The 24719-nt window shown below is 69.7% G+C and carries 23 protein-coding genes; 14 read left to right on the top strand and 9 right to left on the bottom strand.

Features of this window, described 5'->3' with window-relative positions; translation table 11 throughout:
- Positions 1 to 99: 99 nt before the first annotated feature.
- The 4 genes from rplU (at position 100) to proB (ending at position 3458) form a co-directional block, all read left to right on the top strand.
- Positions 100 to 402, top strand: a complete 303-nt coding sequence (rplU, locus tag HRC28_RS20620) for a 50S ribosomal protein L21 (RefSeq protein WP_182380835.1) — start codon at positions 100 to 102, stop codon at positions 400 to 402.
- A gap of 35 nt (positions 403 to 437) precedes the next feature.
- On the top strand, positions 438 to 692 hold the full coding sequence (gene rpmA, locus HRC28_RS20615; protein WP_056713888.1) for a 50S ribosomal protein L27: 255 nt from the start codon (positions 438 to 440) through the stop codon (positions 690 to 692).
- A gap of 83 nt (positions 693 to 775) precedes the next feature.
- Positions 776 to 2338: a GTPase ObgE gene (gene obgE, locus HRC28_RS20610; RefSeq protein WP_182377256.1), complete on the top strand. Its 1563-nt coding sequence runs from the start codon at positions 776 to 778 to the stop codon at positions 2336 to 2338.
- The gene (gene proB / locus HRC28_RS20605) at positions 2331 to 3458 is read left to right on the top strand and encodes a glutamate 5-kinase (protein ID WP_237111587.1); all 1128 of its coding nucleotides are present in this window, start codon (positions 2331 to 2333) and stop codon (positions 3456 to 3458) included. Before obgE ends, proB begins: the two co-directional genes overlap by 8 nt.
- Positions 3459 to 3658: 200 nt before the next feature.
- Here proB and ppk2 read toward each other — a convergent pair whose 3' ends face one another.
- Positions 3659 to 4549, bottom strand: coding sequence for a polyphosphate kinase 2 (ppk2, locus tag HRC28_RS20600; RefSeq protein ID WP_182377255.1), 891 nt, complete (start codon positions 4547 to 4549; stop codon positions 3659 to 3661).
- A 121-nt stretch (positions 4550 to 4670) separates the two neighbouring features.
- On the opposite strand from ppk2, the gene HRC28_RS20595 reads away from it, so the two are divergent.
- The 3 genes from HRC28_RS20595 to HRC28_RS20585 are packed head-to-tail and all read left to right on the top strand — an operon-like array spanning position 4671 to position 7999.
- Complete coding sequence (locus tag HRC28_RS20595) at positions 4671 to 5846, top strand: cysteine desulfurase family protein (RefSeq protein ID WP_182377254.1); 1176 nt, start codon at positions 4671 to 4673, stop codon at positions 5844 to 5846.
- 30 nt (positions 5847 to 5876) lie between these two features.
- Positions 5877 to 6989: a tRNA 2-thiouridine(34) synthase MnmA gene (gene mnmA / locus HRC28_RS20590; protein ID WP_182377253.1), complete on the top strand. Its 1113-nt coding sequence runs from the start codon at positions 5877 to 5879 to the stop codon at positions 6987 to 6989.
- A complete protein-coding gene (locus HRC28_RS20585; protein ID WP_182377252.1) occupies positions 6986 to 7999 on the top strand; it encodes a methionine synthase in 1014 nt (337 codons plus the stop codon). The genes mnmA and HRC28_RS20585 overlap by 4 nt, the downstream gene beginning before the upstream one ends.
- Before the next feature lie 65 nt (positions 8000 to 8064).
- On the opposite strand, the gene HRC28_RS20580 is transcribed toward HRC28_RS20585, so the two are convergent.
- Positions 8065 to 9699: an MFS transporter gene (locus tag HRC28_RS20580; protein WP_182377251.1), complete on the bottom strand. Its 1635-nt coding sequence runs from the start codon at positions 9697 to 9699 to the stop codon at positions 8065 to 8067.
- Between the two features lie 37 nt (positions 9700 to 9736).
- Positions 9737 to 10345 (bottom strand): TetR/AcrR family transcriptional regulator, encoded by a 609-nt coding sequence (locus HRC28_RS20575; RefSeq protein WP_182377250.1) that lies wholly within the window; start codon positions 10343 to 10345, stop codon positions 9737 to 9739.
- 213 nt (positions 10346 to 10558) lie between these two features.
- On the opposite strand from HRC28_RS20575, the gene ligA reads away from it, so the two are divergent.
- From ligA to HRC28_RS20560, 3 genes are read left to right on the top strand one after another with little or no spacing between them, the layout of a single operon-like run.
- Entirely contained in the window at positions 10559 to 12664 is a 2106-nt protein-coding gene (gene ligA, locus HRC28_RS20570; RefSeq protein ID WP_182377249.1) for an NAD-dependent DNA ligase LigA, read from the top strand.
- On the top strand, positions 12661 to 13698 hold the full coding sequence (locus tag HRC28_RS20565; RefSeq protein WP_202033137.1) for an alpha/beta fold hydrolase: 1038 nt from the start codon (positions 12661 to 12663) through the stop codon (positions 13696 to 13698). Before ligA ends, HRC28_RS20565 begins: the two co-directional genes overlap by 4 nt.
- A 58-nt stretch (positions 13699 to 13756) precedes the next feature.
- A complete protein-coding gene (locus HRC28_RS20560) occupies positions 13757 to 15955 on the top strand; it encodes a protein kinase (RefSeq protein ID WP_182377248.1) in 2199 nt (732 codons plus the stop codon).
- Here the strand turns inward: HRC28_RS20560 and HRC28_RS20555 are convergent.
- Positions 15945 to 16382: a hypothetical protein gene (locus HRC28_RS20555; protein ID WP_182377247.1), complete on the bottom strand. Its 438-nt coding sequence runs from the start codon at positions 16380 to 16382 to the stop codon at positions 15945 to 15947. The genes HRC28_RS20560 and HRC28_RS20555 overlap by 11 nt on opposite strands.
- A 203-nt stretch (positions 16383 to 16585) precedes the next feature.
- On the opposite strand from HRC28_RS20555, the gene gatC reads away from it, so the two are divergent.
- The 3 genes from gatC to gatB are packed head-to-tail and all read left to right on the top strand — an operon-like array spanning position 16586 to position 19907.
- Complete coding sequence (gene gatC / locus HRC28_RS20550) at positions 16586 to 16885, top strand: Asp-tRNA(Asn)/Glu-tRNA(Gln) amidotransferase subunit GatC (protein WP_182377246.1); 300 nt, start codon at positions 16586 to 16588, stop codon at positions 16883 to 16885.
- Complete coding sequence (gene gatA / locus HRC28_RS20545) at positions 16882 to 18411, top strand: Asp-tRNA(Asn)/Glu-tRNA(Gln) amidotransferase subunit GatA (RefSeq protein WP_182377245.1); 1530 nt, start codon at positions 16882 to 16884, stop codon at positions 18409 to 18411. The genes gatC and gatA overlap by 4 nt, the downstream gene beginning before the upstream one ends.
- The gene (gatB, locus tag HRC28_RS20540; protein WP_182377244.1) at positions 18408 to 19907 is read left to right on the top strand and encodes an Asp-tRNA(Asn)/Glu-tRNA(Gln) amidotransferase subunit GatB; all 1500 of its coding nucleotides are present in this window, start codon (positions 18408 to 18410) and stop codon (positions 19905 to 19907) included. Before gatA ends, gatB begins: the two co-directional genes overlap by 4 nt.
- A gap of 3 nt (positions 19908 to 19910) precedes the next feature.
- Here gatB and HRC28_RS20535 read toward each other — a convergent pair whose 3' ends face one another.
- Positions 19911 to 20771 (bottom strand): hypothetical protein, encoded by an 861-nt coding sequence (locus tag HRC28_RS20535; protein WP_182377243.1) that lies wholly within the window; start codon positions 20769 to 20771, stop codon positions 19911 to 19913.
- Between the two features lie 48 nt (positions 20772 to 20819).
- Complete coding sequence (locus tag HRC28_RS20530) at positions 20820 to 21173, bottom strand: SH3 domain-containing protein (protein ID WP_182377242.1); 354 nt, start codon at positions 21171 to 21173, stop codon at positions 20820 to 20822.
- A 219-nt stretch (positions 21174 to 21392) separates the two neighbouring features.
- On the opposite strand from HRC28_RS20530, the gene HRC28_RS20525 reads away from it, so the two are divergent.
- Positions 21393 to 22304, top strand: a complete 912-nt coding sequence (locus HRC28_RS20525; RefSeq protein ID WP_182377241.1) for a hypothetical protein — start codon at positions 21393 to 21395, stop codon at positions 22302 to 22304.
- Positions 22305 to 22326: 22 nt separating this feature from the next.
- On the opposite strand, the gene HRC28_RS20520 is transcribed toward HRC28_RS20525, so the two are convergent.
- From HRC28_RS20520 to HRC28_RS20510, 3 genes are read right to left on the bottom strand one after another with little or no spacing between them, the layout of a single operon-like run.
- Positions 22327 to 23499, bottom strand: coding sequence for a PQQ-dependent sugar dehydrogenase (locus HRC28_RS20520; RefSeq protein WP_182377240.1), 1173 nt, complete (start codon positions 23497 to 23499; stop codon positions 22327 to 22329).
- Entirely contained in the window at positions 23496 to 24431 is a 936-nt protein-coding gene (locus HRC28_RS20515) for an alpha/beta hydrolase (protein WP_182377239.1), read from the bottom strand. Before HRC28_RS20515 ends, HRC28_RS20520 begins: the two co-directional genes overlap by 4 nt.
- Positions 24432 to 24472: 41 nt before the next feature.
- Entirely contained in the window at positions 24473 to 24685 is a 213-nt protein-coding gene (locus tag HRC28_RS20510) for a hypothetical protein (RefSeq protein ID WP_182377238.1), read from the bottom strand.
- Positions 24686 to 24719: the final 34 nt, after the last annotated feature.

Raw genomic sequence — 24719 nt, 5'->3', positions numbered from 1 at the left:
CGTCGGTGCGCCGCAGGTGCGCCGTTCTGCTGGCGCCCGGCGAAACCTAGCTGTGTGTGCCGCAGACCCGAACGTTGACGTGAGAAGGAGCCCGCGGTGGTGTACGCGATCGTGCGCGCAGGCGCGAAGCAGGAAAAGGTCGAGGTCGGCGACGTCTTCGAGATCGACAAGTGCGCTACGCCGGTCGGCGACACCCTCACGCTGCCGGTGGTCCTCACCGTCGACGGTGAGACCGTGACCAGCACTGGCCTCGAGAAGGCGTCGGTGACGGTTGAGGTCCTCGGTGCCACCAAGGGCCCGAAGATCATCATCCAGAAGTACAAGAACAAGACCGGCTACAAGAAGCGCCAGGGTCACCGCCAGAAGTACACCCAGGTCAAGGTCACCGACATCTCTCTCTGAACCCTGCGGGTTCTCTCCTCCTAAAGGACTGAAACATGGCACACAAGAAGGGCGCAGCGTCCACCAAGAACGGGCGCGACTCCAACGCTCAGCGCCTCGGCGTGAAGCGCTTCGGCGGCCAGGTCGTCAGCGCCGGCGAGATCATCGTTCGCCAGCGTGGCACCCACTTCCACCCGGGCTCCGGCGTGGGTCGCGGTGGCGACGACACGCTGTTCGCGCTGATCCCCGGTGCCGTCGAGTTCGGCAAGAAGCGTGGCCGCAAGGTCATCAACATCGTCCCGGGTGAATGAGCTGACGCTCATCTGACCTGGTTTCGAAGGGCGTCCCGTCACGCGGGGCGCCTTTCGCCATTTTCTACTGAAAGACTGATCCCATGGCTGTTCCCTCCTTCGTCGACCGCGTGACGCTCACTGTCGCTGCCGGCCGGGGCGGTCACGGGGTCGCGTCCGTCCACCGTGAGAAGTTCAAGCCGCTCGGCGGCCCCGACGGCGGCAACGGCGGGCCCGGCGGCTCGGTGATCCTGCGGGTTGACCCCGACGTCACCACGTTGCTGGAGTATCACCACAGTTCCAAGCGCCAGGCCGAGCACGGCGCCATGGGTGCCGGTGATCACAAGAATGGCGCGCACGGCGCGGACATCATCCTGCGGGTCCCCGACGGCACCGTCGTCAAGCACCGCAACGGCGAAGTCATCGCCGACCTCACTGGCGCCGGAACCGAGCTCGTCGTGGCCGAAGGTGGCCGTGGCGGTCTCGGCAACGCGTCTTTGGCATCGAAGTCGCGCAAGGCGCCCGGCTTCGCTCTGCTGGGTGAGCCCGGCGACGAGCTCGAGATCGTCATGGAGCTCAAGGTCGTCGCGGACGTCGGGCTGGTCGGGTTCCCCAGCGCGGGCAAGTCCAGTCTGATCGCCGCGATCTCCCGGGCCCGGCCCAAGATCGCCGACTACCCCTTCACCACACTCATCCCCAACCTCGGTGTCGTCACCGCGGGTGACTTCACCTTCACTGTCGCCGACGTCCCCGGCCTGATCGAGGGGGCCGCGGAGGGTCGTGGCCTGGGGCACGACTTCCTGCGCCACGTCGAGCGGTGCGCCGCACTGGTGCACGTCCTGGACACCGCGACACTGGAGCCCGGCCGCAACCCCGCCGATGACCTCGACGTCATCGAGGGCGAGCTGAGCCGCTACGGCGGCCTCGAGGACCGTCCCCGCCTGATCGCGCTCAACAAGGTCGACGTCCCCGACGGCCGCGGCATCTCCGAGATGGTCGTGGAGGACCTGCGCGCGCAGGGACACCGCGTCTTCGAGATCTCCGCCATGTCGGGCGAAGGGACCCGCGAACTCATCTTCGCGATGGCCGAGATCGTCCAGGAGTCGCGCAAGGCCCAGTTGGCCGAGATTCCGACCCGGATCGTCGTGCGCCCCAAGGCGGTCGACGACGACGGCTTCACGATCACGCAAACCAAGGCCGGCTGGCGGGTCATCGGCAAGAAGCCCGAGCGCTGGGTGCGCCAGACCAACTTCAGCAACGACGAGGCCGTCGGCTACCTCGCCGACCGACTCAACCGACTCGGCGTCGAGACGCGCCTGCTGCAGTTGGGGGCCGAGGCTGGTGACCCCGTGCTGATCGGGCCCACCGACAACTCGGTGGTCTTCGACTTCAAGCCCGGTGTGGATGCCGGTGCCGAGAACCTGTCTCGCCGTGGCGAGGACGATCGATTCCAGGACGACCGCCAGGCGGCCCTTCGCCGTCGTGAGATCCAGGCCAAGCTCGGCGAGCGCGCCGAGGGTGAGACGCGTGCCGACGTGGCCCGCCGTATCGACAAGCCCGAGGTCTACGGGCCGACCTCCTACGAGATCGGCTCTGAGGAGGACCCGGACGTCGCTCCGGCCGTGCCCGAAGACGAGGCATGGCTCGAGGAAGACCCCGGTGAGTGAGACCTCGACCCGTGAGGTGGTGACCGGCGCCCGCCGGATCGTCGTCAAGATCGGGTCCTCGTCGCTGACCACCGCTGCCGGTGGGATCGACCCCGACCGGGTGAGCTCACTGGTCGACGTCCTGGCCGCCGCGCGCGCCCGGGGTGCTGAAGTCGTGCTCGTCTCCTCGGGAGCCATCGCGGCCGGCCTGGCACCGCTCGGGCTGAAGAAGCGTCCGCGTGGCCTGGCTGCGCAGCAGGCCGCCGCATCGGTCGGGCAGGGCATCCTCGTCCACCGCTACACCGAGGAACTGGCACGCCACGGTCTCACCGCCGGCCAGGTGCTGCTGACCCTTGACGACGTCACCCGTCGCGCGCACTACCGCAACGCCCACCAGACCTTCGCCAAGCTCCTCGAGTTCGGTGTCATCCCGATCGTCAACGAGAACGACACGGTGGCGACCAGCGAGATCCGGTTCGGAGACAACGACCGCCTCGCGGCGCTCGTCGCCCACCTGGTGCACGCCGACCTGCTGGTGCTGCTCTCCGATGTTGATGGCCTGTACGACGGCCCGCCGTCCCGCCCCGGCGCGAAGCTGGTCACCGACGTGCGCAGCGACGACGACCTCGCCGGCATCACCGTCGGTTCCGTCGGCGCCGCCGGTGTCGGCACCGGTGGCATGGTCACCAAGGTCGACGCGGCAGCCATCGCCACCGGGTCCGGGATTCCGGTGGTCCTCACCTCGGCCGACGGTGCCGCCGCGGCCCTGGCCGGCGAACCGGTCGGGACCCTGTTCCACGCGACCGGCAAGCGCCGGCCGATCCGGCTGCTCTGGCTGCGCCACGCGACCGAGGCCAAGGGCTCACTGGTGCTCGACGCCGGTGCCGTCCGTGCCGTCGTCGAACGACGTGCCTCGCTCCTCGCTGCCGGCATCACCGGAGTCCAGGGCGACTTCGTCGCGGGCGACCCGGTCGACCTGCGCGACCCCGAGGGCGCGGTCGTCGGCCGTGGCCTGGTCAACTTCGACGCCGCCGAGTTGCCGCCCCTGCTGGGCCGGTCCTCGAAAGATCTCAAGCAGGAGCTCGGCGCTGCCTACGAGCGCGAGGTCATCCACCGCGACGACCTGGTCGTCCTGGCCTGACCGCCCAGGCGCCTTCGGCGCCTCCCGGCCCGACCCCCGCCGGCTTGAGCGGGGGCCCCGCCGTCGGCGTCGTGCACCGAGCACGAAAGAGGAACCGCCGTAAAGGACGCCGACGGCACCCCGAGTCGCCGGCGGGGGTCGGCCGTCCGGCGCCTACGGCGCCCGGCCGCTCAGGTCCGGCACCGAAGGCACCCGGACGATCAGTCCCCGACCGCATCGATCCCGCGCTGGACGATCTGCGGGTCGGGGGTACCGACTGCGGCGTGGTCCTTGCCGTCGTACTCGAACTGGGACAGGAAGTGGCGCATGGCGTTGATGCGGGCGCGCTTCTTGTCGTTGGACTTCACCGTCATCCAGGGCACCACGTCGGTGTCGGTGCGGCGGATCATCGCTTCCTTCGCGACCGTGTAGGCCTGCCACTTGTCGAGCGACTCGAGGTCCATGGGGGAGAGCTTCCACTGCCGGACCGGGTCGACCTGGCGGATGATGAAGCGGGTGCGTTGCTCGGACTGGGTGACTGAGAACCAGTACTTCGTCAGGGTGATGCCCGACTCGACGAGCATCTCCTCGAAGTAGGGCACGTGGCGCAGGAACGTCTCGTACTCGTCGTCGCTGCAGAAACCCATCACGCGTTCGACGACCGCGCGGTTGTACCAACTGCGGTCGAACAGGGCGATCTCGCCGGCGGTCGGCAGGTGCTGGACGTAGCGCTGGAAGTACCACTGGCCCTGTTCGCGGTCGGAGGGCTTGGTGAGCGCGACGACGTGGGCGTAGCGGGGGTTGAGGTGCTCCATGAAGCGTTTGATGGTGCCGCCCTTGCCTGCGGCGTCGCGACCCTCGAACACGATGACGTGCTTGGAGCCGTTCTTCTTCGACCAGGCCTGGAACTTCAACAGTTCGACCTGCAGCAGGTACTTCTGTTCGTCGTACTCCTCGCGGGCCAGTCGCTCCGGGTATGGGTAGTTCTCGCGCCACGTGTCGACGGCCTTGCCGAAGGGATCGATCAGGACCGGGTCGTCGTCATGGTCCTCGCCGATGGAGTGCCCGGTGACGTCGAGGCGGTCGATGTATTCACGTACGTCGTGCAGCATGTTCGCGACCGTAGGGGGCCGCGGTGAACGGTTGGTGACCGTCAGGTGCCCGGAACTGGTGACCGGAACTGGTGGCCGGAAGTGGCTGCCCTGTACAGCGGCGCCGTACCCTTGACACGACATGAAGGACGCCCCGACGGTCTACCTCGACCACGCCGCAACGACGCCGATGACCGACGTCGCCATCGAGGCGTTGACGGCGCGACTCCGTGAGGTCGGGAACGCGAGTTCGCTGCATGCCTCCGGACGCCGCGCGCGACGCATCGTGGAGGAGTCGCGGGAGACCATCGCCCAGGCCCTGAACTGTCGTCCGGGCGAGGTCGTCTTCACGTCGGGTGGCACCGAGGCGGACAACCTGGCGGTGAAGGGCCTGCACTGGTCGCGCCGCGCCACCGACCCGCGCCGCCTGCGCTTCCTCGCCTCGGCCGTCGAGCACCACGCCGTGCTCGACCCGCTGGAGTGGCTCGAGGAGCACGAGGGTGCCGCGGTCAACCTGTTGCCGGTCGACAGCCTCGGCCGCCTGTCGGTCGACGCGCTTCGCGCCGCCGTCGAACTCGAACCCGCTTCCGTCGCAGCAATCACCGTGATGTGGGCCAACAACGAGGTCGGGACGCTCCAGCCGATCGACGAGGTCGTCGCCCTCGCCGCCGAGCACGGCATCCCCGTCCACACCGACGCAGTCCAGGCGATTGGTTCGGTCCCGGTCGACTTCGCCGCCTCCGGTGTCGACGCGCTGTCAGTCTCGGGTCACAAGGTCGGCGGTCCGCAGGGTGTGGGTGCCCTCGTCGTACGACGAGAGGTGGACCTGACCGCGCTGCTGCACGGCGGTGGCCAGGAGCGGGATGTCCGCAGCGGCACGCTCGACGTCCCGGCGATCGCGGGTTTTGCGGCTGCGGTCGAACTGGCCGTCAAGCAGCAGGCGGACCACGCCGCACGGCTGACCGTCCTGCGCGACCGTCTCGTTGTCGCCGTACGACGCGAGGTGCCTGACGTGGTGCTCAACGGTGACCTCGACAACCGGCTCCCCGGCAACGTGCACCTCGGTTTCCCCGGCTGTGAGGGCGACTCGCTGTTGATGCTGCTCGACGCCCGCGGCATCGAGTGCTCCACGGGTTCGGCCTGTTCGGCCGGCGTCCCGCAGCCGTCACACGTCCTGCTCGCGATGGGGCGCAACCCCGAGGACGCACGCAGTTCGCTGCGGTTCAGCCTCGGCCACACCAGCACCGACGCCGACATCGAGGCCGTCGCGGCCGCCATCGCTCCCTGTGTGGAGCGGGCTCGCGCGGCCCGCGCATGACCGGCGTCGGGGGAACAAGGTGATCGTGCGATGAAGGTCGTTGCCGCCATGTCCGGTGGGGTGGACTCCGCCGTCGCAGCCGCGCGCGCCGTCGAGGCCGGCCACGATGTCACGGGCATCCATCTGGCGCTGTCGCGCAATCCGAAGTCGTACCGCTCGGGTGCGCGGGGTTGCTGCACGATCGAGGACTCCAACGATGCGCGCCGGGCCGCGGACGTGATCGGGATTCCGTTCTACGTCTGGGACCTCTCCGACCGGTTCCACACCGACGTCGTCGAGAACTTCATGGACACCTACGCCGCGGGGGAGACGCCCAACCCCTGCCTGCGCTGCAACGAGAAGATCAAGTTCGCCGCGGTCCTCGACCGTGCCCTCGCACTCGGCTTCGACGCGGTCGCAACGGGTCACTACGCCACCGTCGTGACCACCGACGCGGGGGTCGAACTGCACCGCGCTGTCGACAACGCCAAGGACCAGTCGTACGTCCTGGGAGTCCTCGACGAGCAGCAGCTGCGGCACTCGATCTTCCCCCTCGGTGACACGACGAAGGATGTGGTCCGCGTCGAGGCTGCGCGCCGCGGCCTGCTCGTCGCGGACAAGCCGGACAGCCACGACATCTGCTTCGTCGCCGACGGCGACAACGCCGGCTGGTTGCGCGAGAAGCTCGGCGATCGCGCACCGAACCACGGCGGCGAGATTCGCGACGAGGCGACCGGAGAGGTGCTCGGCCACCACGAGGGCACCTTCGGCTTCACCATCGGCCAGCGCAAGGGTTTGCGCATCGGCACCCCCGCCGCCGACGGCCGCCCCCGCTTCGTGCTCGACATCGAGCCGGTCTCCGGCACCGTGACGGTAGGCCCGCGCGAACGCCTCGCCGTCGACCGCGTCGAGGGTGACCGGCTGCGCTGGTGCGGAACGCCGCTGCCGTCCGGGACGGTCCTCGACGGTGATCGGGTGACGGTGCAGATGCGCGCGCACGGCGCCGAGCATCGCGCCGTCGTACGCGTCACCGACGACCGCTTCGAGATCGACCTCATCGACATCGCCGAGGGCATCGCCCCCGGCCAGGCCGCCGTTGTGTACGACGGCACGCGGGTCGTCGGTTCGGCGACGATCACCGCGACGCAGCGGGTGCCTGCGTGACGGTCCGCGCCACCGGCATCGGCTCCTTCCCCGGCGACACCCAGCGCGACTTCGACGAAGCCGTCGCGCTCGTGCTCGGAGAGCTCGGAGGCGACGAACACGGGTTGCCGTTCCTGCCCGAGGTCCCCGGCCGCGGTGCGCCCGCGGGAATGATCGGCCGGACGCTCGGCCTGGTCACCGGCCTCGATGTCGACCTCCAGCCCGGAGGTTGGCGCCTGACCGGGACCAGCGGGGCGCCGGCCATCGATCAGCGTCGGGCCCGCAGCCAGTTCGCCCAGGACCTCGACGGGCTGGAGGAGCGGGCGTCGGACCACGCCGGTCCGTTCAAGGTGCAGGTCACCGGTCCGTGGACCCTGGCTGCGAACGTAGAACGCCCGCGCGGTGACCGGATCCTCGCCGACCACGGTGGTCGCCGGGAGCTCGCCCAGGCGCTGGCCGAGGCCGTGACCGATCACCTTGCCGACGTACGACGCCGGCTGCCCGCCGCGACGGAACTGATCCTGCAGATCGACGAACCAGCCCTGCCGGCCGTGCTCGCTGCCGCCGTCCCGACCGCATCGGGTTTCGGGCGCCACCGCGCGATCCATCCGCCCGAGGCCAGCCAGGCGCTGGAGTGGGTGATCGCCGCCGCGACCGAGGCCGGGGCAACGCCGTGGGTGCACTGCTGTGCGCCGGACGTGCCGATCGGCTTGCTCCGCGGTGCCGGCGCTCGTGGGGTCATGGTGGACCTCGGTCTGCTCGACGCCACCGGCCACGACGCCGCGGGGGAGGCTCTCGAGGCCGGCGACACGATCGCTCTCGGCATCGTCCCGACGACCGACGACGCCACCGGAGACGCGCCCCTCGTTGAGCGGGTCCGGCGCTGGCTCGACATGCTCGGGCTCGACCCGGAGCAGGTGGGCGGCTCGTTGGTCATCTCGCCGGCCTGCGGCCTTGCGGGCGCGACGCCCGGATGGTCACGCCGGGCGCTCGAACTCTCTCGTCTGGTGGCGCGGTCGCTGGACGGATGACCCGAAAAGGCGACGAGGCCCGCCGGAGCAGTGCTCCGACCGGCCTCGCGCCTGGGGGGATCTGATCAGCCGACGTGGACACCCTCCGGGGCGTCGGTCGCCAGTTCGTCGTGCTTGACGTCCAGGAACGTCCAGATCACGGCGGACGCCGCGAGCATCAGGATCGCTGCGGCCAGGAAGGCATGGGTGGCGCCTTCCGGGAAGCTCGAGCTGAAGATGGCGGCCTGGAGGAAGGACGGGTCGACCTGCCCGCCGTTGGTGCCGATCGCATCCGCCATCGGGCCAGCCACATCGGTGGCCTGCTTGTTGGTGAAGTGGAGCGCGACCGTGCTCAGGGTCGCGAGACCGATGGCGCCACCGACCTGCTGCATGGTGTTGAGCACGCCGGACCCGATGCCGGAGTCCTCCGCCCGCACGTGGTGCACCGCGGTCAGGGTCAGCGGCACGAAGACCAGGCCCATGCCGACGGCCATCATGATGATGAACGGGAAGATGTGCGTCCAGTAGTTGACGTCGGCGCCACCGTCGGCGATCGCGGAGAGCACCGCCTTCGGGGACTCGTCGATCGGGATGCGCGAGAACATGAACAGGGCGACCGCTGCCAGCAGGGTTCCGGTGCCGGCGAGGAAGCGCGGGTCGACCCGGGAGATCAGGTTCGACGAGAGCGCGGCGCCGATCACGATGCCGAACGAGAACGGCAGGAACGCGAAGCCGGCCTCGAGCGAGCTGAAGCCCATGATCTGCTGGATGAAGAGGCTGAGGAAGAAGAACATCGAGAACATCGCGGCGGGGGCGATCATCATGGCTGCGAAGCTGGTGGCCCGGGTGCGGTTGGCGAAGATCCGGACCGGCAACAGCGGGTGCTCGACCCGCGACTCGATGAAGGCGAACGCTGCCAGCAGGGCGAGACCCGCAATGAGCGGGATGATCGTCTGGGGGTCGTCCCAGCCGTAGGCCTCCTCGCCCGCACGGGACAGGCCGAAGACGATGCCGAGCAGACCGAGGGTGCCGGTGATGGCGCCGGGGATGTCCATCTGGCCGGGGTGCGACTCGGACTCGGTGAGCACGCGCGGCACCATGAACGCGGCGATCAGACCGATCGGCACGTTGATCAGGAAGGTCATCCGCCAGCCCTCGACGTCGAGCCCGACGAACGAGTCGAGACCGGTCAGCCAGCCACCGAGGATCAGGCCGATCGCTGCGCCGACGCCCGACATGGTGGCGTAGGCGGCCATCGCCTTGTTGCGCGCCGGACCGGCCGGGAAGGTGGTGGTGATCAGCGCGAGGGCAGCAGGTGCAGCCATCGCGGCACCGACTCCCTGCAGCGCCCGGGAGGCGAGCAGCAGGGCCTCGTTGGTGGCCAGGCCACCGAGGGCCGAGGCCACGGCGAACGTCACGAGGCCGATCATGAACAACCTGCGTCGTCCGTAGAGGTCGCCGAGGCGGCCGCCGAGGAGCAGCAGGCCACCGAAGGCGAGGGCGTAGCCGGTGACGATCCAGGTCAGGTTCGCCTGGGAGATGTCCAGGTCCGCGCCGATGAACGGCAGGGCGATGTTGGCGATGGTGGAGTCGAGCACCACCATCAGCTGGGCGGTGAGGATGAGCACGAGCGCGAGGCCGGCGTGCTTGCTGGGAGTGGAGACCTCGGCGCCTGCGGACGAGGTCGTCTCCGCAGGGTCGAGGGATTCGACGTCGGTCATGGGTGGTTCCTTCGTGAGGTGGTGATGGTGCGTCGGGTCAGCCGCGGGTGGCGGCGGGAAGAATGATCTGGTCGATCACGCGAGCGATCAGATCCGGTGTGGGCGGATCGCCCAGCAGGAACATGCGGTGCAGGATGATGCCGGGCAGAGCCGTCGAGAGCAGGTCGATGTCGGCGTCGTCACGCAGCTCGCCGCGATCGCGGGCCCGTTCGTAGATCTCTCGGCCCACCGCGGCCTTCGGCGCGATGAAGCGGTTGCGGAACTGAGCAGCGAACTCGGCGTCGCGGCCGATCGCCGTGATGACACTGCCCAGCAGGTCGGTCTGGTGCTTGTCGGTGAGGCCGCCGGAGCCGCAGAACACGGACAGCAGGTCACCGCGCAGGCTGCCGGTGTCGTCCTTGACGACCAGCGGTGCCTTCTGTGACATCAGGGCATCGATGACGAGGGCGGCCTTGCCGTCCCACTTGCGATAGAGCGTCGCCTTCGACGCCTTCGCCCGGGACGCCACCGCGTCCATCGTCAGCCGGTCGTAGCCGACTTCGGCGAGCACCTCGAGCGTGGCCTCGAGCAGTTCCTGCTCGCGGTCGCCCTCGACGCGAGGACGGGTGCCCGCCTCCGGCGAGGTGGGGCTCGTTCGCGGTGACATCGTGGTCGTTGCTCCTGACGGGGTGGATCTGAACCGGGGTGGATCTGCATGGAACGGTACGGTTCCGTTTCACTACGATAGTACGGAACGGTTTCGTTTCGCAACCTATTCCGTACGACGAAGTCGGGGTCGCTCGACGAGCCTGACAGCCGCCACCGACAACGGTCGTGGGTCGCGGAGCGGTTGTCGGCGGGGCGCGGCATCATGGTCCCCATGAGCGACGCCACACCCCCCGTCGTACCCGCTGAGGCGCGCGAGGAGCACGCCACCGTCGCCGAGGAGCTCGAGGACGCTCGCTGGCGCTACTACGTCCTCGACGACCCGACGTTGTCCGACGCGGACTTCGACAAGCGGATGCGGCGCCTGGAGGAGCTCGAGGAGCAGTACCCGGAGCTGCGGACCCCGGACTCGCCGACACAGAAGGTCGGGGGCGCGGTGTCGACCGACTTCACTGCCGTCGACCACCTGCAGCGGATGGAGAGCCTCGACAACGCCTTCTCCTTCGAGGAGCTCGGTGCCTGGCATGCCCGCCTGGGCCGCGACGGGATCGAGAGCCCCGCGCTGCTGTGTGAGCTCAAGGTCGACGGCCTCGCGATCAACCTGCTCTACGAAAAGGGGCGCCTCGTGCGCGCCCTGACCCGTGGGGACGGCCGCACGGGTGAGGACGTCACTCCCAACGTCAAGACGATCGCGTCGGTGCCGCACCGGCTCACGGCCACGGCCGACTTCCCGGTGCCCGACCTGGTCGAGGTCCGGGGTGAGGTCTTCCTGCCCGCCGTCGCGTTCGAGCGACTGAACGTGTCGATGACCGAGGCGGGCAAGCCCGCGTTCGCCAATCCCCGCAACGCAGCAGCCGGTTCGCTGCGCCAGAAGGATCCACGGGTCACCGCGACCCGTGACCTGGGCATGGTCTGCCACGGCATCGGGGCGCGCCAGGGCTTCGAGCCGACGGCACAGTCGGAGGCCTATCGCGCCCTGGCCGCCTGGGGCCTTCCGGTGTCCGAGGCCGTCAAGGTGCTGCCGACCCTGACCGACGTCGAGGGCTACATCGCGCACGCCGGTGAACACCGGCACACGATCGTTCCCTACGACATCGACGGCGTCGTGATCAAGGTCGACGACGTCAGCCTGCAGCGCCGCCTCGGCTCGACCAGCCGGGCGCCGCGCTGGGCGATCGCCTACAAGTACCCACCCGAAGAGGTGAACACCAAGCTCCTCCGCATCGACGTCAACACCGGCCGCACCGGCCGGGTGACGCCGTTCGGCGTGATGGAGCCGGTGAAGGTCGCTGGTTCGACGGTCGAGATGGCCACGCTCCACAACGGCTACGAGGTCAAGCGCAAGGACGTCCGTCCGGGCGACACCGTCATCCTGCGCAAGGCCGGCGACGTGATCCCCGAGATCGTCGGCCCGGTGCTCGCGCTGCGGCCCGAGGGCTTGGCCGAGTGGGTGATGCCGACCGCGTGCCCATCGTGCGACACCGCACTGGTCGAGCAGAAGGAGGGCGACAAGGACCGGCGTTGCCCCAACCACGAGCACTGCCCGGCGCAGGTCCGCGAGCGGGTGCACCACGTCGCCGGTCGCGGCGCCTTCGACATCGAGGGCCTCGGCTACGAAGCGGCGGTCGCGCTCCTCGACTCCGGTGCGATCCGCAACGAGGGCGACGTCTTCGACCTGTCGGTCGAGCAGTTGCTGATCACGCCGCTGTTCACGCGCACCGCCAAGAAGGACGAGGAAGGCCCGCAGCTCAGCGCCAACGGGCAGAAGTTGCTCGACAACCTCGGCGAACGCAAGGCGACGGTGCCGCTGTGGCGGGTCCTCGTCGCACTCTCGATCCGGCACGTCGGTCCGACGGCCGCCCGCGCGCTGGCCACCGAGTTCGGCTCGATGGAAGCGATCCGCGCCGCCAGCGAGGCCGACCTGGCCGCCGCCGAGGGTGTGGGTCCGACCATCGCCGACGCCGTCATCGAGTGGTTCGCGGTCGACTGGCACGTCGCGATCGTCGAGAAGTGGACCACGTCCGGCGTCGCGATGGCCGACCAGCGCGACGAATCCGTCGCCCGCACGCTGGAAGGCCTCACCATCGTGGTGACCGGATCGCTGCAGGACTTCTCCCGCGATTCGGCGAAGGAAGCGATCCTTTCCCGCGGGGGCAAGGCCGCCGGCTCGGTGTCGAAGAAGACCGACTTCGTGGTGATCGGTGAGAACGCCGGCTCCAAGGCCGAGAAGGCTGAATCGTTGGGCGTTCCGATCCTCGACGAGGACGGTTTCAAGCGACTCCTGGCCGAGGGGCCGCCGGAGGGCACACTGGAGTCATGAGGCGGTGGATCCCGGCGGTGCTGCTCGGACTCCTCGCGACGTCCTGCTCGGGCGCCGACGAGTCCGGTGACGCTGACCCGGGCGCTCCCACGTCCGGTGGCACCACCACGGCCGCCCCCTCCACCGGGGCGACGGAGGCAACCACCAGTGCCGCCGCCGTACCGAACCGGGTGTCCTTGCCCGCCCTCCGCCAGAAGACGTACGACGGCGACGGGTTGACGCTCGGGGCCGAAGTCCTGCGGACGGCCAGCCACACCCAGTACGACGTGACCTACCGCAGCGGCAAGCTCACCATCTCGGGGCGACTCGCCGTCCCGAACGGCGACGGGCCGTTCCCGACGGTGGTCCTCGCCCACGGCTACATCGAGCCTTCGGTCTACAAGATCGGGCAGGGGATGACCCGCGAGCGCGCCTGGTTCGGGGACCACGGGTACGTCGCGCTGCACGTCGACTACCGCGGTCACGGCGGCTCGGACCCGGATCGCACCCAGGGCCTCGACATGCGGATGGGCTACACCGAGGACGTCATCAACGCGGTCCATGCGCTGCGTGCGTGGGACGGCCCCGTGGACGACGAGCGGGTCGGTCTGGTCGGCCGGTCGATGGGCGGGGGAGTCGTCCAGAACGCACTCGTGGTCGCCCCCGGTCTCGTCGATGCGGGCGTCGTCTTCGCGTCGGTGAGTTCGATCGCCGCCGAGAACTTCAACCACTTCATCCGCTCCGACGGAGCCCGTGACGGCATCACCAACGCGATCCTGAACGCGTACGACGAGCCGAAGGCCAACCCGGAATTCTGGGGCGGCATCAGCGCGCGCACGTACTTCGGTGACATCGCCGAACCGGTGCTGGTCCTCCACGGCACCGCCGACGACACCTGCCCGATCCGGTGGAGTCGCCAGACCACGCGGGCGATGCGGCGGGCGGGGGTCGACGTGACGCTGGAGACCTACGCCGGCGAGGGCCACGCCTTCGGGCCGCAGTTCGATCGTGCGATGCAGGACACCGGCGCCTTCCTCGCCCGACACCTTTCCTGAGACGACTGTCTGCCGCCACTACGCTGGTGCCTCCAGATCACCCTCGAAAGGCGCGACGTTGGCACGCATTCCCGGTGTGGGCGACCTGCTCGGTCCCTACCGGATCACCCGCGAACTCGGTGCGGGCGGCATGGGGATCGTGTTCGAGGCGATCGAGGAGGGGCTCGGGCGTCGCGTCGCGCTCAAGGTCCTCTCGCTGCAACTGGCGTCCGAGCCGGAGTTCCGCACCCGGTTCAAGCGCGAGGCGTCGGTGCTGGCCCGCAGTGACAGTCCGCACATCATTCAGGTCTACAGCCACGGCGAGCAGGACGGCTGCCTCTACCTCGCCACCCAGTTCGTCTCGGGCGGTGACCTGGCGGCTCGCGTCGCAGGCGAGGGGCTGCCGGCTCCCGACGTGTCGCTCGACATCGCGGCCCAGGTCGCCTCCGCCCTCGCGGACGCCCATGCGGTCGGCGTGATCCACCGCGATGTCAAGCCGCACAACGTGCTGCTGCGCTCCGGCCAGGGCCAGGTGCATGCCTACCTCTGCGACTTCGGCATCGCCCGCGACGGCGACTCCTCGCTGACCAGCAGCGGCGTGGTCGCGGGCACCTACGCCTATCTCGCGCCCGAGCGGTTCCGCGGCGAGGCCGCCACCCCGGCGAGTGACACCTACGCCCTCGGCTGCCTGTTGTGGTTCCTGCTCACCGGTCGTCCTCCGTACGACGGAGGGCTGGTCCAACTTGCCCACCAACACGAGTTCTCACCGATCCCGCAACTGCCTGGCGCGTCCGACCAACTCAACGGATTCCTGCTGCGCGCGATGGCCAAGGACCCCGCGGCACGACACTCCAGCGCGGCGGCGGCCGCGGCCGCGTTGCGCGCCATCCGGGCCAGCGGTCGGGTGCCGGACCAGCACTTCGTCGTACCGCCTCCGGCGACGCCGCCGTATCCGTCGTACCCGTCAGGCCCTTCGTACCCGTCAAGCCCGTCGGCGCCGTCGGCCCCGTCCTACGTCGTCGCGGCGTCGGTGCCACCGCCGCTGGCCGCGCCGATCGCTCAGCCGGCATCTCCGCCGCCGTCGTACGCCACCCCCAACCTGCCGACGCCAGTCCCGCGCTCGCGTCGGGGCCCGCTGGCCGCGGTCATCGCCGTGCTCGCCGCCCTGGTCATCGGCGTCGGTGGCGGGGTCGCCTGGCACTTCCTGCGCGACGACGGCGGTGGCACGGACAGCACCAACCCGACCCTGAGCCCCGAGCCGCAGGAGACGCCGACCGACGGCGAGACCGTCGATCCTCCGGGAGCGCGCGTCGGGCCCGTCACGCCCGCCGACGTCAACGGAGACGGCAACGACGACACGATCCTCATCGACAACAGCGCCGACCAGACCCTGGTGCTGACGTCCGACGAGGCGACCGACACCGGTTTCGGTGACTTCGAGACCTGGGCGGGGACGGCGTACGGGTCCGCCAAGGTGGTGCGGGGCGACTTTTCCGGCGACGGCTGGACAGACCTCGCCCTCGTCGAGACGGACCGGGTCCAGGTCGCGCGCTCCAACGGCGTCGGCTTCGAGGCGCCCGAGGACTGGGGCGACGTCCAGTTGCCCGCCAGGTTCAAGGTCACTGCTGGTGACTTCGACGGAGACGGCGTGACGGACCTCGCCTACCTGACCGGTGCAGGGGAGGACTTCATCGCGATCGACGTGGCGCTGTCCGACGGCTCGACCTTCGGCACCGCCAGCAACTGGGCGGGCGTCGAGGGCTGGAAGTTCGACGACATGAAGATCGGGGCCGGCGACTTCGACGGCGACGGTGACGCCGACCTGATCGAACTCGGCAAGCCGTCCGAGGGCGGCGTGGACCTGCGCCTCTTCCGCTCCGAGCGCGACACCTTCGCGGACAACGAGCTGTGGCTCTACTCCGCCACGTGGGAGTGGGGCCGAACCCACCCGGTCATCGGGGACTTCGACGGCGACGGTGACGCCGACGTGGTGGTGATGCTGGACGAGGGCAACGCCCGCTTCGTCCGCATCCTCTCGGAGGGCACCACGCCCGAACTCGAGAGCCAGCACGTCGACGTCGACGACGTCGCCTACGCCGATGCCCGTCCGGTTGCCGCGGACACCGACGGCGACGGGACGACCGACCTGGTGCTCCTGGACCGATCGACGGCGACGGTGCGGCTGTTCCGCTACGGGAGCGACGGCCTCGAGGACACGGGCCGGCTCGCGGCCGGGATCGACGCCGAGAACACGGTCGTCGTCGGCATCACGCGCTGACGGCCGCCAGCCACGCCTCGGACGCGGTCGGTCCGGCGAGGTGCACGAAGCCGACCTCGGGGTGGGTCTCGGTGATGGTCGCGAGCCACGTCAGGTCCGGCTCGGAACCGTCGGCGCGCATCCTGCGCACGGTTCGCCGCACGAGGCCCCGGAGTGTGCCCGGCTCCTCGTGGGTCACGTGCACCACGAGGTCGGCCCGGTCGAGCAACAAGGCCCGCGTGGCGTCGTACTCACTGGTGGTGACCCAGCCGTCGAAGGACGCCAACTGGTCGGCATCGGACGGATCTGTGAGTTCGGCCAGGGGTACGAGAGGCACGTCGAGGGCGGCAGCGAGCCGCTCGAGGAAGCTCGCCATGGCTGGTCCGGCGGTCCCCGCGGTGATCACCCGCTGCGGGATCCGCGGCGGAGTGGGAGTGGGCGGGTGCACCCGGCGGATTCTAGGCACCTGCCCGCGGCCCCGGGACACGGGTCGGAATCATTGCCTCGCTGGAGCACCCTCGGCACGCACCTCGCTGCGTTGCCGTCGGTCGACGGGCCACGGCCCGCCTTCCCTCCGGCGCCTTGCGAGGCACGCACCGAGGGCACCCCAGCAAGACAAGCATTCCGAACCGTGGCCCTAGAATCACCGCCATGTCTCAACTCTCCCGCGACGAGGTGGCCCACCTGGCCGATCTCGCCCGGATCGACCTCGATGCCGCCGAGCTGGATCACCTGGCGCCCCAGCTCAACGTGATCCTCGAGGCGGTCGCGTCCATCAGCGGAGTGGCCGGTGACGACGTCCCGCCGATGTCGCACCCCATGCCGCTCACCAACGTCTTCCGCGAGGACGTCGTGGTGCCCGGCCTGACCGCCGAGCAGGCACTGTCCGGCGCGCCGGAGGCCGAGGAGCAGCGCTTCCGCGTGCCGCGGATCCTGGGGGACGAGCAGTGAGCAACTGGATCACGAAGACCGCCGCCGAACTGGTCGACGCCCTTGCTGCGGGCGAGACCACCTCGGTCGAGCTGACGCAGGCGCACCTGGACCGGATCGCTGCTGTCGACGGTGACGCCACCGCCGGCGTGCACGCCTTCCTCCACGTCGACGCCGAGGGCGCGCTGGCCCAGGCCGCCGAGTCGGACGCTCGTCGGGCTGCGGGGGAGACCCGCCACCTGCTCGACGGCATCCCGATCGCCGTCAAGGACGTGCTGGCCACCCAGGGGCTCCCCACGACGTGTGGGTCGAAGATCCTCGAGGGCTGGATTCCGCCGTACGACGCCACGGTGGTCCGCAAGGTCAAGGCCGCCGGTCTGCCGATCCTCGGCAAGACCAACATGGACGAGTTCGCGATGGGTTCCTCGACGGAGCACTCCGCCTACGGCCCCACCCGCAACCCGTGGGACCAGACCCGCATCCCCGGTGGCTCCGGCGGTGGCTCCGCTGCCGCTGTCGCCGCGTTCGAGGCGCCGCTGGCCCTCGGCACCGACACCGGTGGTTCGATCCGCCAGCCCGGTGCCGTCACCGGCACCGTCGGTGTGAAGCCGACCTACGGCGGGGTCTCCCGTTACGGCCTCGTCGCGCTCGCCAACAGCCTCGACCAGGTCGGCCCGGTCACCCGGACCGTGCTGGACTCGGCACTGCTGCACGAGCTCATCGGCGGGCACGACCCGCTCGACTCCACCTCGGTCAACCAGCCCGTCGGTGCCTTCGTCGAGGCCGCCCGCCAGGGCGCCGCCGGCGACCTGGCCGGCCTGAAGGTCGGTGTCATCAAGGAACTGGCCGGCGACGGCTGGCAGCCCGGTGTGATGACCCGCTTCGCCGAGACGGTCGAACTGCTCACGAAGCTGGGCGCGGAGGTCACCGAGATCGCCTGCCCGAGCTTCGTGCACGCGATGGCGGCGTACTACCTGATCCTGCCGGCCGAGTGTTCCTCGAACCTCGCCAAGTTCGACGCCATGCGGTACGGCCTGCGCGTGGTCCCCGAGGGCGACCCGTCCGCCGAAACGGTCATGCGCGCGACCCGCGACGCCGGCTTCGGTGACGAGGTCAAGCGCCGGATCATGATCGGCACCTATGCCCTGTCGAGCGGCTACTACGAGGCCTACTACGGCCAGGCGCAGAAGGTCCGCACGCTCATCTCGCGCGACTTCGCGGCTGCCTTCGAGCAGGTCGACGTCCTCGTGTCGCCGACGTCGCCGACGACGGCGTTCCCGCTCGGCGAGAAGCTGGACGACCCGCTCGCGATGTACCTCCAGGACCTCGCCACCATCCCGGCCAACCTGGCCGGCGTCCCCGGCATCTCGGTGCCGGCAGGTCTCGCCGACGAGGACGGCCTTCCGGTCGGCTTCCAGGTGCTCGCACCTGCCCTGGCCGACGACCGGCTCTACCGCGTGGGTGCGGCCGTCGAGGCCGCGCTGTCCGCCACCTGGGGCGGCATCCTGCTCAACCAGGCCCCGGCGCTCGAAGGAGGGTCCAAGTGACCACGGTGACCAAGCTCGTCGACTTCGACGAGGTGATCGAGAAGTTCGATCCCGCCCTCGGCCTCGAGATCCATGTCGAGCTCAACACGAACACGAAGATGTTCTGCGGCTGCCCCGCGGTCTTCGGCGGCGAGCCGAACACGCAGGTCTGCCCGACGTGCCTGGGCCTGCCCGGCGCCATGCCCGTCGTGAACGGCAAGGCCGTCGAGTCGGCCATCCGGATCGGCCTCGCACTGAACTGCGAGATCGCGGAGTGGTGCCGGTTCGCCCGGAAGAACTACTTCTACCCGGACATGCCGAAGAACTTCCAGACGTCCCAGTACGACGAGCCGATCGCCTTCGAGGGCTTCATCGACGTCGACGTGGAGGGGGAGACCTTCCGCATCGACATCGAGCGCGCCCACATGGAGGAGGACACCGGCAAGTCGCTGCACGTCGGTGGCTCGGACGGCCGGATCCACGGCGCCGACTACTCGCTGGTCGACTACAACCGCGCCGGCATTCCCCTGATCGAGATCGTCACGAAGCCGATCATGGGCACGGGCGACAAGGCGCCGGCGGTGGCGAAGGCCTACGTCTCGGCGATCCGTGACCTGATCGTCGCGCTCGGTGTCTCCGACGCGCGCATGGACCAGGGTTCGATCCGTGCCGACGTGAACCTGTCGCTGGCCCCCAAGGGCGCCGGCGGTCTCGGCACGCGTTCGGAGACCAAGAACGTCAACTCGCTGCGCTCGGTGGAGCGCGCGGTGCGCTATGAGATGGCCCGCCACGCCGGCATCCTGCTGGACGGCGGATCGGTGCTCCAGGAGACCCGCCACTTCCACGAGAACGACGGTTCGACCTCCTCGGGCCGCGAGAAGTCCGACGCCGAGGACTACCGCTACTTCCCCGAGCCCGACCTGGTGCCCGTGGCGCCGAGCCGCGAGTGGGTCGAGGAACTGCGGCTGACGCTGCCCGAGAACCCCGCTGAGCGCCGCGTGCGCCTGCAGGGCGCCTGGGGCTTCGCCGACCTCGAGATGCGCGACGCCGTCGCCGCCGGCGCGATCGAACTGATCGAGGAGACCGTTGCGCAGGGCACGGCACCGCAGTCGGCCCGCAAGTGGTGGGTCGCCGACCTGCTGCGCCGTGCGAACGATGCCGGCGTCGAACTGGCGGCGGTCGGAGTGACGCCGACGCAGGTGGCGGCGGTCCAGGCACTCGTCGACGCCAAGACGATCAACGACAAGCTGGCCCGTCAGGTCTTCGACGGCCTCATCGCAGGTGAGGGCACGCCCGCGGAGATCATCGAGAAGCGTGGTCTGGCCATGGTCTCCGACGACGGTCCGCTGCTGGCTGCCATCGACGAGGCCCTCGCCGCTCAACCGGCCATCGCCGAGAAGATCCGTGGCGGCAACCTCGCTGCGGCTGGGGCGATCATCGGTGCAGTCATGAAGGCCACCCGTGGCCAGGCCGATGCCGGCCGGGTCCGCGAGCTCATCCTGGAGAAGCTGGCCTGACGATCACCCCACCGGCGTCTCGGGCGCCGCGGGGGTGCACGGACTGGGGTTGCCGGGCAGGATCGGCCGGACGCTGGCGTCGACCGATGTCGTACCGATCGCCCAGGTGTGTTCCAGTCGGCCTTCGTTGGTCAGCCCTTCGAGGGTGACGACGTCCTTGCCGGTGACCTCGATGCAGGGATCGCCGAACTGGGTCGACCCCTGCTGTGTGTTCGCGAAGGGCCGCTCGAGCGGCCACTCGAGTTGGCCCGGTTCGTCGTCGGGACGCAGGACCAGCGCCACCTTTTCGGGGCGGTACGACGCCCGCTGGGTCGCGATGTCCCCATCGGTCGTCGTGGCCGCGGTGTCGGCGAGGTCCTCCAGTTCACCGATCGCGCCGAGCAGTCGGTCCCATTCGTGGTCCTCGATGTCCTCGTCGTGACCCAGTCCGTAGACGGAGACCGATTCGGGGCTCCCACCGAGCGTCGTGAAGACCGACGTCACCGGCTGGTCGGTCCACTTGCTCTCCTCGTAGTCGTGCTCGCCGAACGCGACCGTCCGGAACGCTTCGCGGACGCGTTCGATGCCGGCCGGTGTGAGGGTGAAGGTGTCGACGCCGAGGCCGTCCGCGCCGTTGAGGTAGACGGTTCCGTCGGTGCGCACCTCCGCGTCGGGGACGAATGTCCCTGGCGCCCCGCTGCCGCCGGTCGAGTAGACCGACACGAGCACGTCGGCGGCGTGCGCGCTGACCACCTGGGGACTGGCGAGGGTGCCGTGCCCGGGGCCGTTGGGGGTGACGTCGATGGGCGGGTCGGAGGAGTCGCCGCAGGCGGTGAGGCCGAAGGCGAGCAGGATCCCGAGAGCCGCGGCGTTGTGTCGTCGCATGTCACGTAGGACGTGCGGGAGTGCGTCAGGGTTCCCCGGACGCCACTCCTACTGCTCGATCAGCATCCGGTCGTCTTCGTGCTCGACGGCGCACAGGTTGGTGAGGGAGATCCAGCCGCGCCGCCCGTTGGAGGTCTCGACCGAGGCCCATGCGCGCTGGCCGTTGACCGCCTCGCCACGCTCGGTGATCCAGCCGGTGTTGAACTCCTTGCCCCGGATGAAGGTCGCGATCGTGCGGTCCTTGGTGCTCGGGCCCTGGCGGACGTTGGTGGTGGTGCTGACCCGGAAGGTCCAGTCACCGGCGGTGCCGGCGTACGGCTCCCTGCCGATCGTGGAGACGTAGCGGGCCGTCGACCGGCGGGCCTTGCCGTAGATCGTGTGCCAGTGCGCGTGCTGGGCCATGGGGTGACCTTTCCCGAGGGCTTTGAAGGAAGACGTTCTGAACAACAGACGTTGCAGACCGCCAGAAGGTTGCGTCCGGGGCCGAAAGGGCACAGGCAACGCGCCCAGAACTGGTCAGTTCGGGCCATGTCACCGCAGGTAAAGCGGTCTAGCGTCGAATGTCGACGGACCATCATGGGGGTGGTTCGCGCCCGCCCACGGGAGTGCCCGATGCAACGCTTGAAGAGAACGCAGAGGGCCGTCGTAGCCCTCGTTGTCGGGATCGGGGCCGTGCTGGCCGCGTCCCTGGTCGTGGTTCCGGCCGCCAGCGCCGCGAGCCACTCGGCGGCCCTGGTGGTGAAGGGGCCGAACGGATCCGCCTACACCGCCGGCCACGTGGTCAGCTTCGTCGGGAAGGAGGGGGCGACGGCCACCTACACCTTCCAGGTCCGCAACACCGGCACGACGCTGGCGCAGTACCGCATCAACATCGCGGACTGGACCGGCGCACAGGCCCAGCTGTACGACGGCACGCTGCTCCTCAAGCCGCTGGCCAGCAGCGCGGACGGTTACTACACGAAGGCGCTCCCGCCGGGCGGCAACCAGACCCTGACCGTCAAGATCCCGATCCCGGTCGGGACCGCCGCCTACGAGCACTACTCGACCATCCGCTTGTCCGGAACCGACGGCTTCTTCATCGACGACGCCTACCTCGTCGCCGAGGAACCGTCGGTTCTCACGGGGGCCACGCCCGCTGACCTGTTCCTCAAGAACGGCAGCCAGCTCGCCGTCGGGGGACCCGGACGGGCCTACCAGATTGCGACCGCGCCGACCATCGCAGGCACCCAGGTCGCGACCTACACCGTGACTCTCCAGAACTCCACGGGTCCGACGGGGAGCATCGGGTTCTCTCTGTCGGCCTCCATCTCCTGTGGTGAGGTCGTCATCGTCAAGGACGGCGCCGTCGACGTGACCACGGCCGCCCGCAATGGCACGTATCTGAGCCCGCCACTGGCCAGGCTCGGCAAGCGCAACCTGACCGTCACGGTCAAGAACCTCACCTGCCACTTCGTGCAGCTCATCGCAGCGGCCAAGGAGCCGGGCGGCTTCTTCGTGCAGCAGTCGGTCATGGAGGTGAACAGGGCGTACTGAGCCCACCCACCCCGGGGACGGCCTACGGCTCGACGAGCAGGATCCGGTCGTCCTCGGGGGCGGGCGTGCCGCGGCCGTCCTCGTTGCTGGTGGTCAGCCACAGGCGGCCGTCCGGTGCCCGGGCGACGGTCCGCAGCCGGCCATAGTCGCCCGCCGTGTCTCCGTCGAAGTACGACGCCGGGTCGCTGACCTGACCGCCAGCGACCTTGATCCGCCACAGGCGTTCGCCTTGCAGGGCTGCCATCCAGAGGTACCCGCCGGCGTACGCCAGACCGGAGGGAGACGCCACGCCCGTCTTCCAGGTCAGGTCGGGCTGCGTGAAGCGCTTGGGGCCGCCCGTGCCCTCGACCTTCGGCCAGCCGTAGTTCTCGCCGGGCAGGATGCGGTTGAGCTCGTCGGCCTTGTCCTTGCCGAACTCCGAGGCCCACAGCGAGCCGTCGGCGTCGAAGGCGAGGCCCTGCACGTTGCGGTGACCCCACGACCACACGGCCGTGTTGAACGGGTTGCCGGGCGCGGGCTGGCCGTCGGTCGAGATCCGCAGGATCTTTCCGGCCAGCGACTTCTTGTTCTGCGACAGGTTCTCCCGGCCGCCCTCGCCGGTCGACACGTAGAGGTAGCCGTCCGGTCCGAAGGCCAGCCGACCGCCGTCGTGGATGTCGCCGGTCGGGATGCCGGTCAAGATGGGCTCGGGCTCACCGAGCTCGTTGCCGTCGAGCCGCGCGCGGACGACGCGGTTGTCCTCGGCGGTGCACACGTAGAAGTAGAGAAGCTTGTCGGTCGCGAACGCGGGGGACACGGCAACGCCCAGCAGGCCTGCCTCACCGCGTGGGTCGACCTCGGGGATCCGGCCGACCTCGACGACCTTGCCCTGCTCCTTGGTGGGCTCCTTGCCGATCTTCGGCGACGTGACGACCAGGACCCGCGCGCTGTCGCGCTCGGTGACCACGGCCCGGCCGTCGGGCAGGAAGTCGAGGCCCCACGGCGTCGCCAGTCCAGTGGCAATGGTGGCGACCACGTCCGGGACGCCGTCCACAGCGAAAGTGATCTCGCCACCCTGGACCGTCCCGGTCGGTGCCGCTGTCGCCGTACCGGACACGTCGATGTCGGTCGTGTTGCCACCCTGGCCGCAGCCGGTCGCCACCAGCCCGATCACGAGGAGTGATGCTGCCGCGCGACGGTTCAGGGGTTGCGTCATGCGACGCGCTCCAGGAAGTCGAGCAGCAGTTGGTGCACGCGGTCGGGCTGTTCGAGCTGCACGAAGTGCGAGCCCCGCAGTTCGACGTACTCGCTCTCCTCGCCGCGCTCGGCGAGCCGTCGCGAGGCCGAGGCCATGTCCCGGGCCCCTGCCAGGACGTCGTACGTCGCCGAGACGAACATCGTGGGGACGTGGATCTGGCTCAGCCGGACCCGGGGGTGGCGTGAGGTGCCGATGGCCAGCCGCGCGTACCAGTCGATCGGCGTGGTCAGGAACTCCTCGAGGCCGATCGCAGTGGCCTCCAGGTCCTCGACCGGAAAGATGAAGCCGGTGCGGGTGATCAGCTTCACCGTGCGCGGTCCCATCGGGATGCGCCGGGCGATCGGGTTCACCACGAGCCCGGCGTGCTGAGCCACCCGGCAGGCGTTGATCGTGACGGCCCGGGCAACGAAACGCGGCAGGTGGAGGGGCGCGAGCATCGTGGAGAACGTGTCTCCGGGCACGCCACACATCGCGAAGATGCCGCGGACGCGCTCGGGGTGCCGGTAGGCCAGTTCGAAGGCGGTGTTGACGCCCATCGACCAGCCCATGAGGACGGCGTTGTCGATGCCGAAGTGGTCCATGACGGACAAGCCGTCCTGCACGAAGTGCTCGATCTCGACGTGCTTGCGATTGCGCGGCCGCTCGGAGCCGCCGACGCCGCGGTGGTTCCACGAAACGATCCGCACGCCGCACTCGGGGTCCAGCAGCCACGGCCAGAGGTACGGGTTGGTGCCCAGCCCGTTGCAGAGCACCACCGTGGGGCCGTCGATGACGCCGTCGGGGTCGTTCGTCCACGCCCGGACGGTCGTGCCGTCGTCGGACAGGATGTCGCGGAAGGCGATCGACGACGGCCGGACGCGCTGCTCAGGCCTGGGTGCGGGAGTCGACATGCGGTCGATTCTGCCCGAACCGGCGCAGCACGGGGCGCGTCTCAGCCGTGGCGCGAGTCAAGGGTCTCGGCGGGCGCGACCTCGGGCTCGGGGTAGCGGCCCGCGAAGAACCGGTCGACGTCCTCGCGTTCCGCCCGGCGCTGGGTGCACTCGGTGAGCGCGATCATTGCGTTGCGGCGTGCGTGCTGTTGGGCGGCAACCGGCCAGGCGCGGACGGCGGCCAGGGTGCGAAGCAAGGGGAAGAGGGGAGACACGGGTCTGCCTTCGAGAGCTGGGGAAGTGCTCCGA

This window comes from Nocardioides sp. WS12, from assembly GCF_014108865.1.
Classification (GTDB): Bacteria; Actinomycetota; Actinomycetes; order Propionibacteriales; family Nocardioidaceae; genus Nocardioides.
The sequence above is the reverse complement of the archived record's forward strand: the minus strand, read 5'-3'. Positions and strand labels throughout refer to the sequence as shown.

What these genes read in the sequence shown, in the direction of transcription:
- rpmA (WP_056713888.1), top strand. Translation starts at nt 438, where the DNA reads ATGGCACACAAGAAGGGCGCAGCGTCCACCAAGAACGGGCGCGACTCC.
- obgE (WP_182377256.1), top strand. Translation starts at nt 776, where the DNA reads ATGGCTGTTCCCTCCTTCGTCGACCGCGTGACGCTCACTGTCGCTGCC.
- ppk2 (WP_182377255.1), bottom strand. Translation starts at nt 4,549, where the DNA reads ATGCTGCACGACGTACGTGAATACATCGACCGCCTCGACGTCACCGGG.
- HRC28_RS20595 (WP_182377254.1), top strand. Translation starts at nt 4,671, where the DNA reads ATGAAGGACGCCCCGACGGTCTACCTCGACCACGCCGCAACGACGCCG.
- mnmA (WP_182377253.1), top strand. Translation starts at nt 5,877, where the DNA reads ATGAAGGTCGTTGCCGCCATGTCCGGTGGGGTGGACTCCGCCGTCGCA.
- HRC28_RS20580 (WP_182377251.1), bottom strand. Translation starts at nt 9,699, where the DNA reads ATGACCGACGTCGAATCCCTCGACCCTGCGGAGACGACCTCGTCCGCA.
- HRC28_RS20575 (WP_182377250.1), bottom strand. Translation starts at nt 10,345, where the DNA reads ATGTCACCGCGAACGAGCCCCACCTCGCCGGAGGCGGGCACCCGTCCT.
- ligA (WP_182377249.1), top strand. Translation starts at nt 10,559, where the DNA reads ATGAGCGACGCCACACCCCCCGTCGTACCCGCTGAGGCGCGCGAGGAG.
- HRC28_RS20565 (WP_202033137.1), top strand. Translation starts at nt 12,661, where the DNA reads ATGAGGCGGTGGATCCCGGCGGTGCTGCTCGGACTCCTCGCGACGTCC.
- gatC (WP_182377246.1), top strand. Translation starts at nt 16,586, where the DNA reads ATGTCTCAACTCTCCCGCGACGAGGTGGCCCACCTGGCCGATCTCGCC.
- HRC28_RS20535 (WP_182377243.1), bottom strand. Translation starts at nt 20,771, where the DNA reads ATGCGACGACACAACGCCGCGGCTCTCGGGATCCTGCTCGCCTTCGGC.
- HRC28_RS20530 (WP_182377242.1), bottom strand. Translation starts at nt 21,173, where the DNA reads ATGGCCCAGCACGCGCACTGGCACACGATCTACGGCAAGGCCCGCCGG.
- HRC28_RS20520 (WP_182377240.1), bottom strand. Translation starts at nt 23,499, where the DNA reads ATGACGCAACCCCTGAACCGTCGCGCGGCAGCATCACTCCTCGTGATC.
- HRC28_RS20515 (WP_182377239.1), bottom strand. Translation starts at nt 24,431, where the DNA reads ATGTCGACTCCCGCACCCAGGCCTGAGCAGCGCGTCCGGCCGTCGTCG.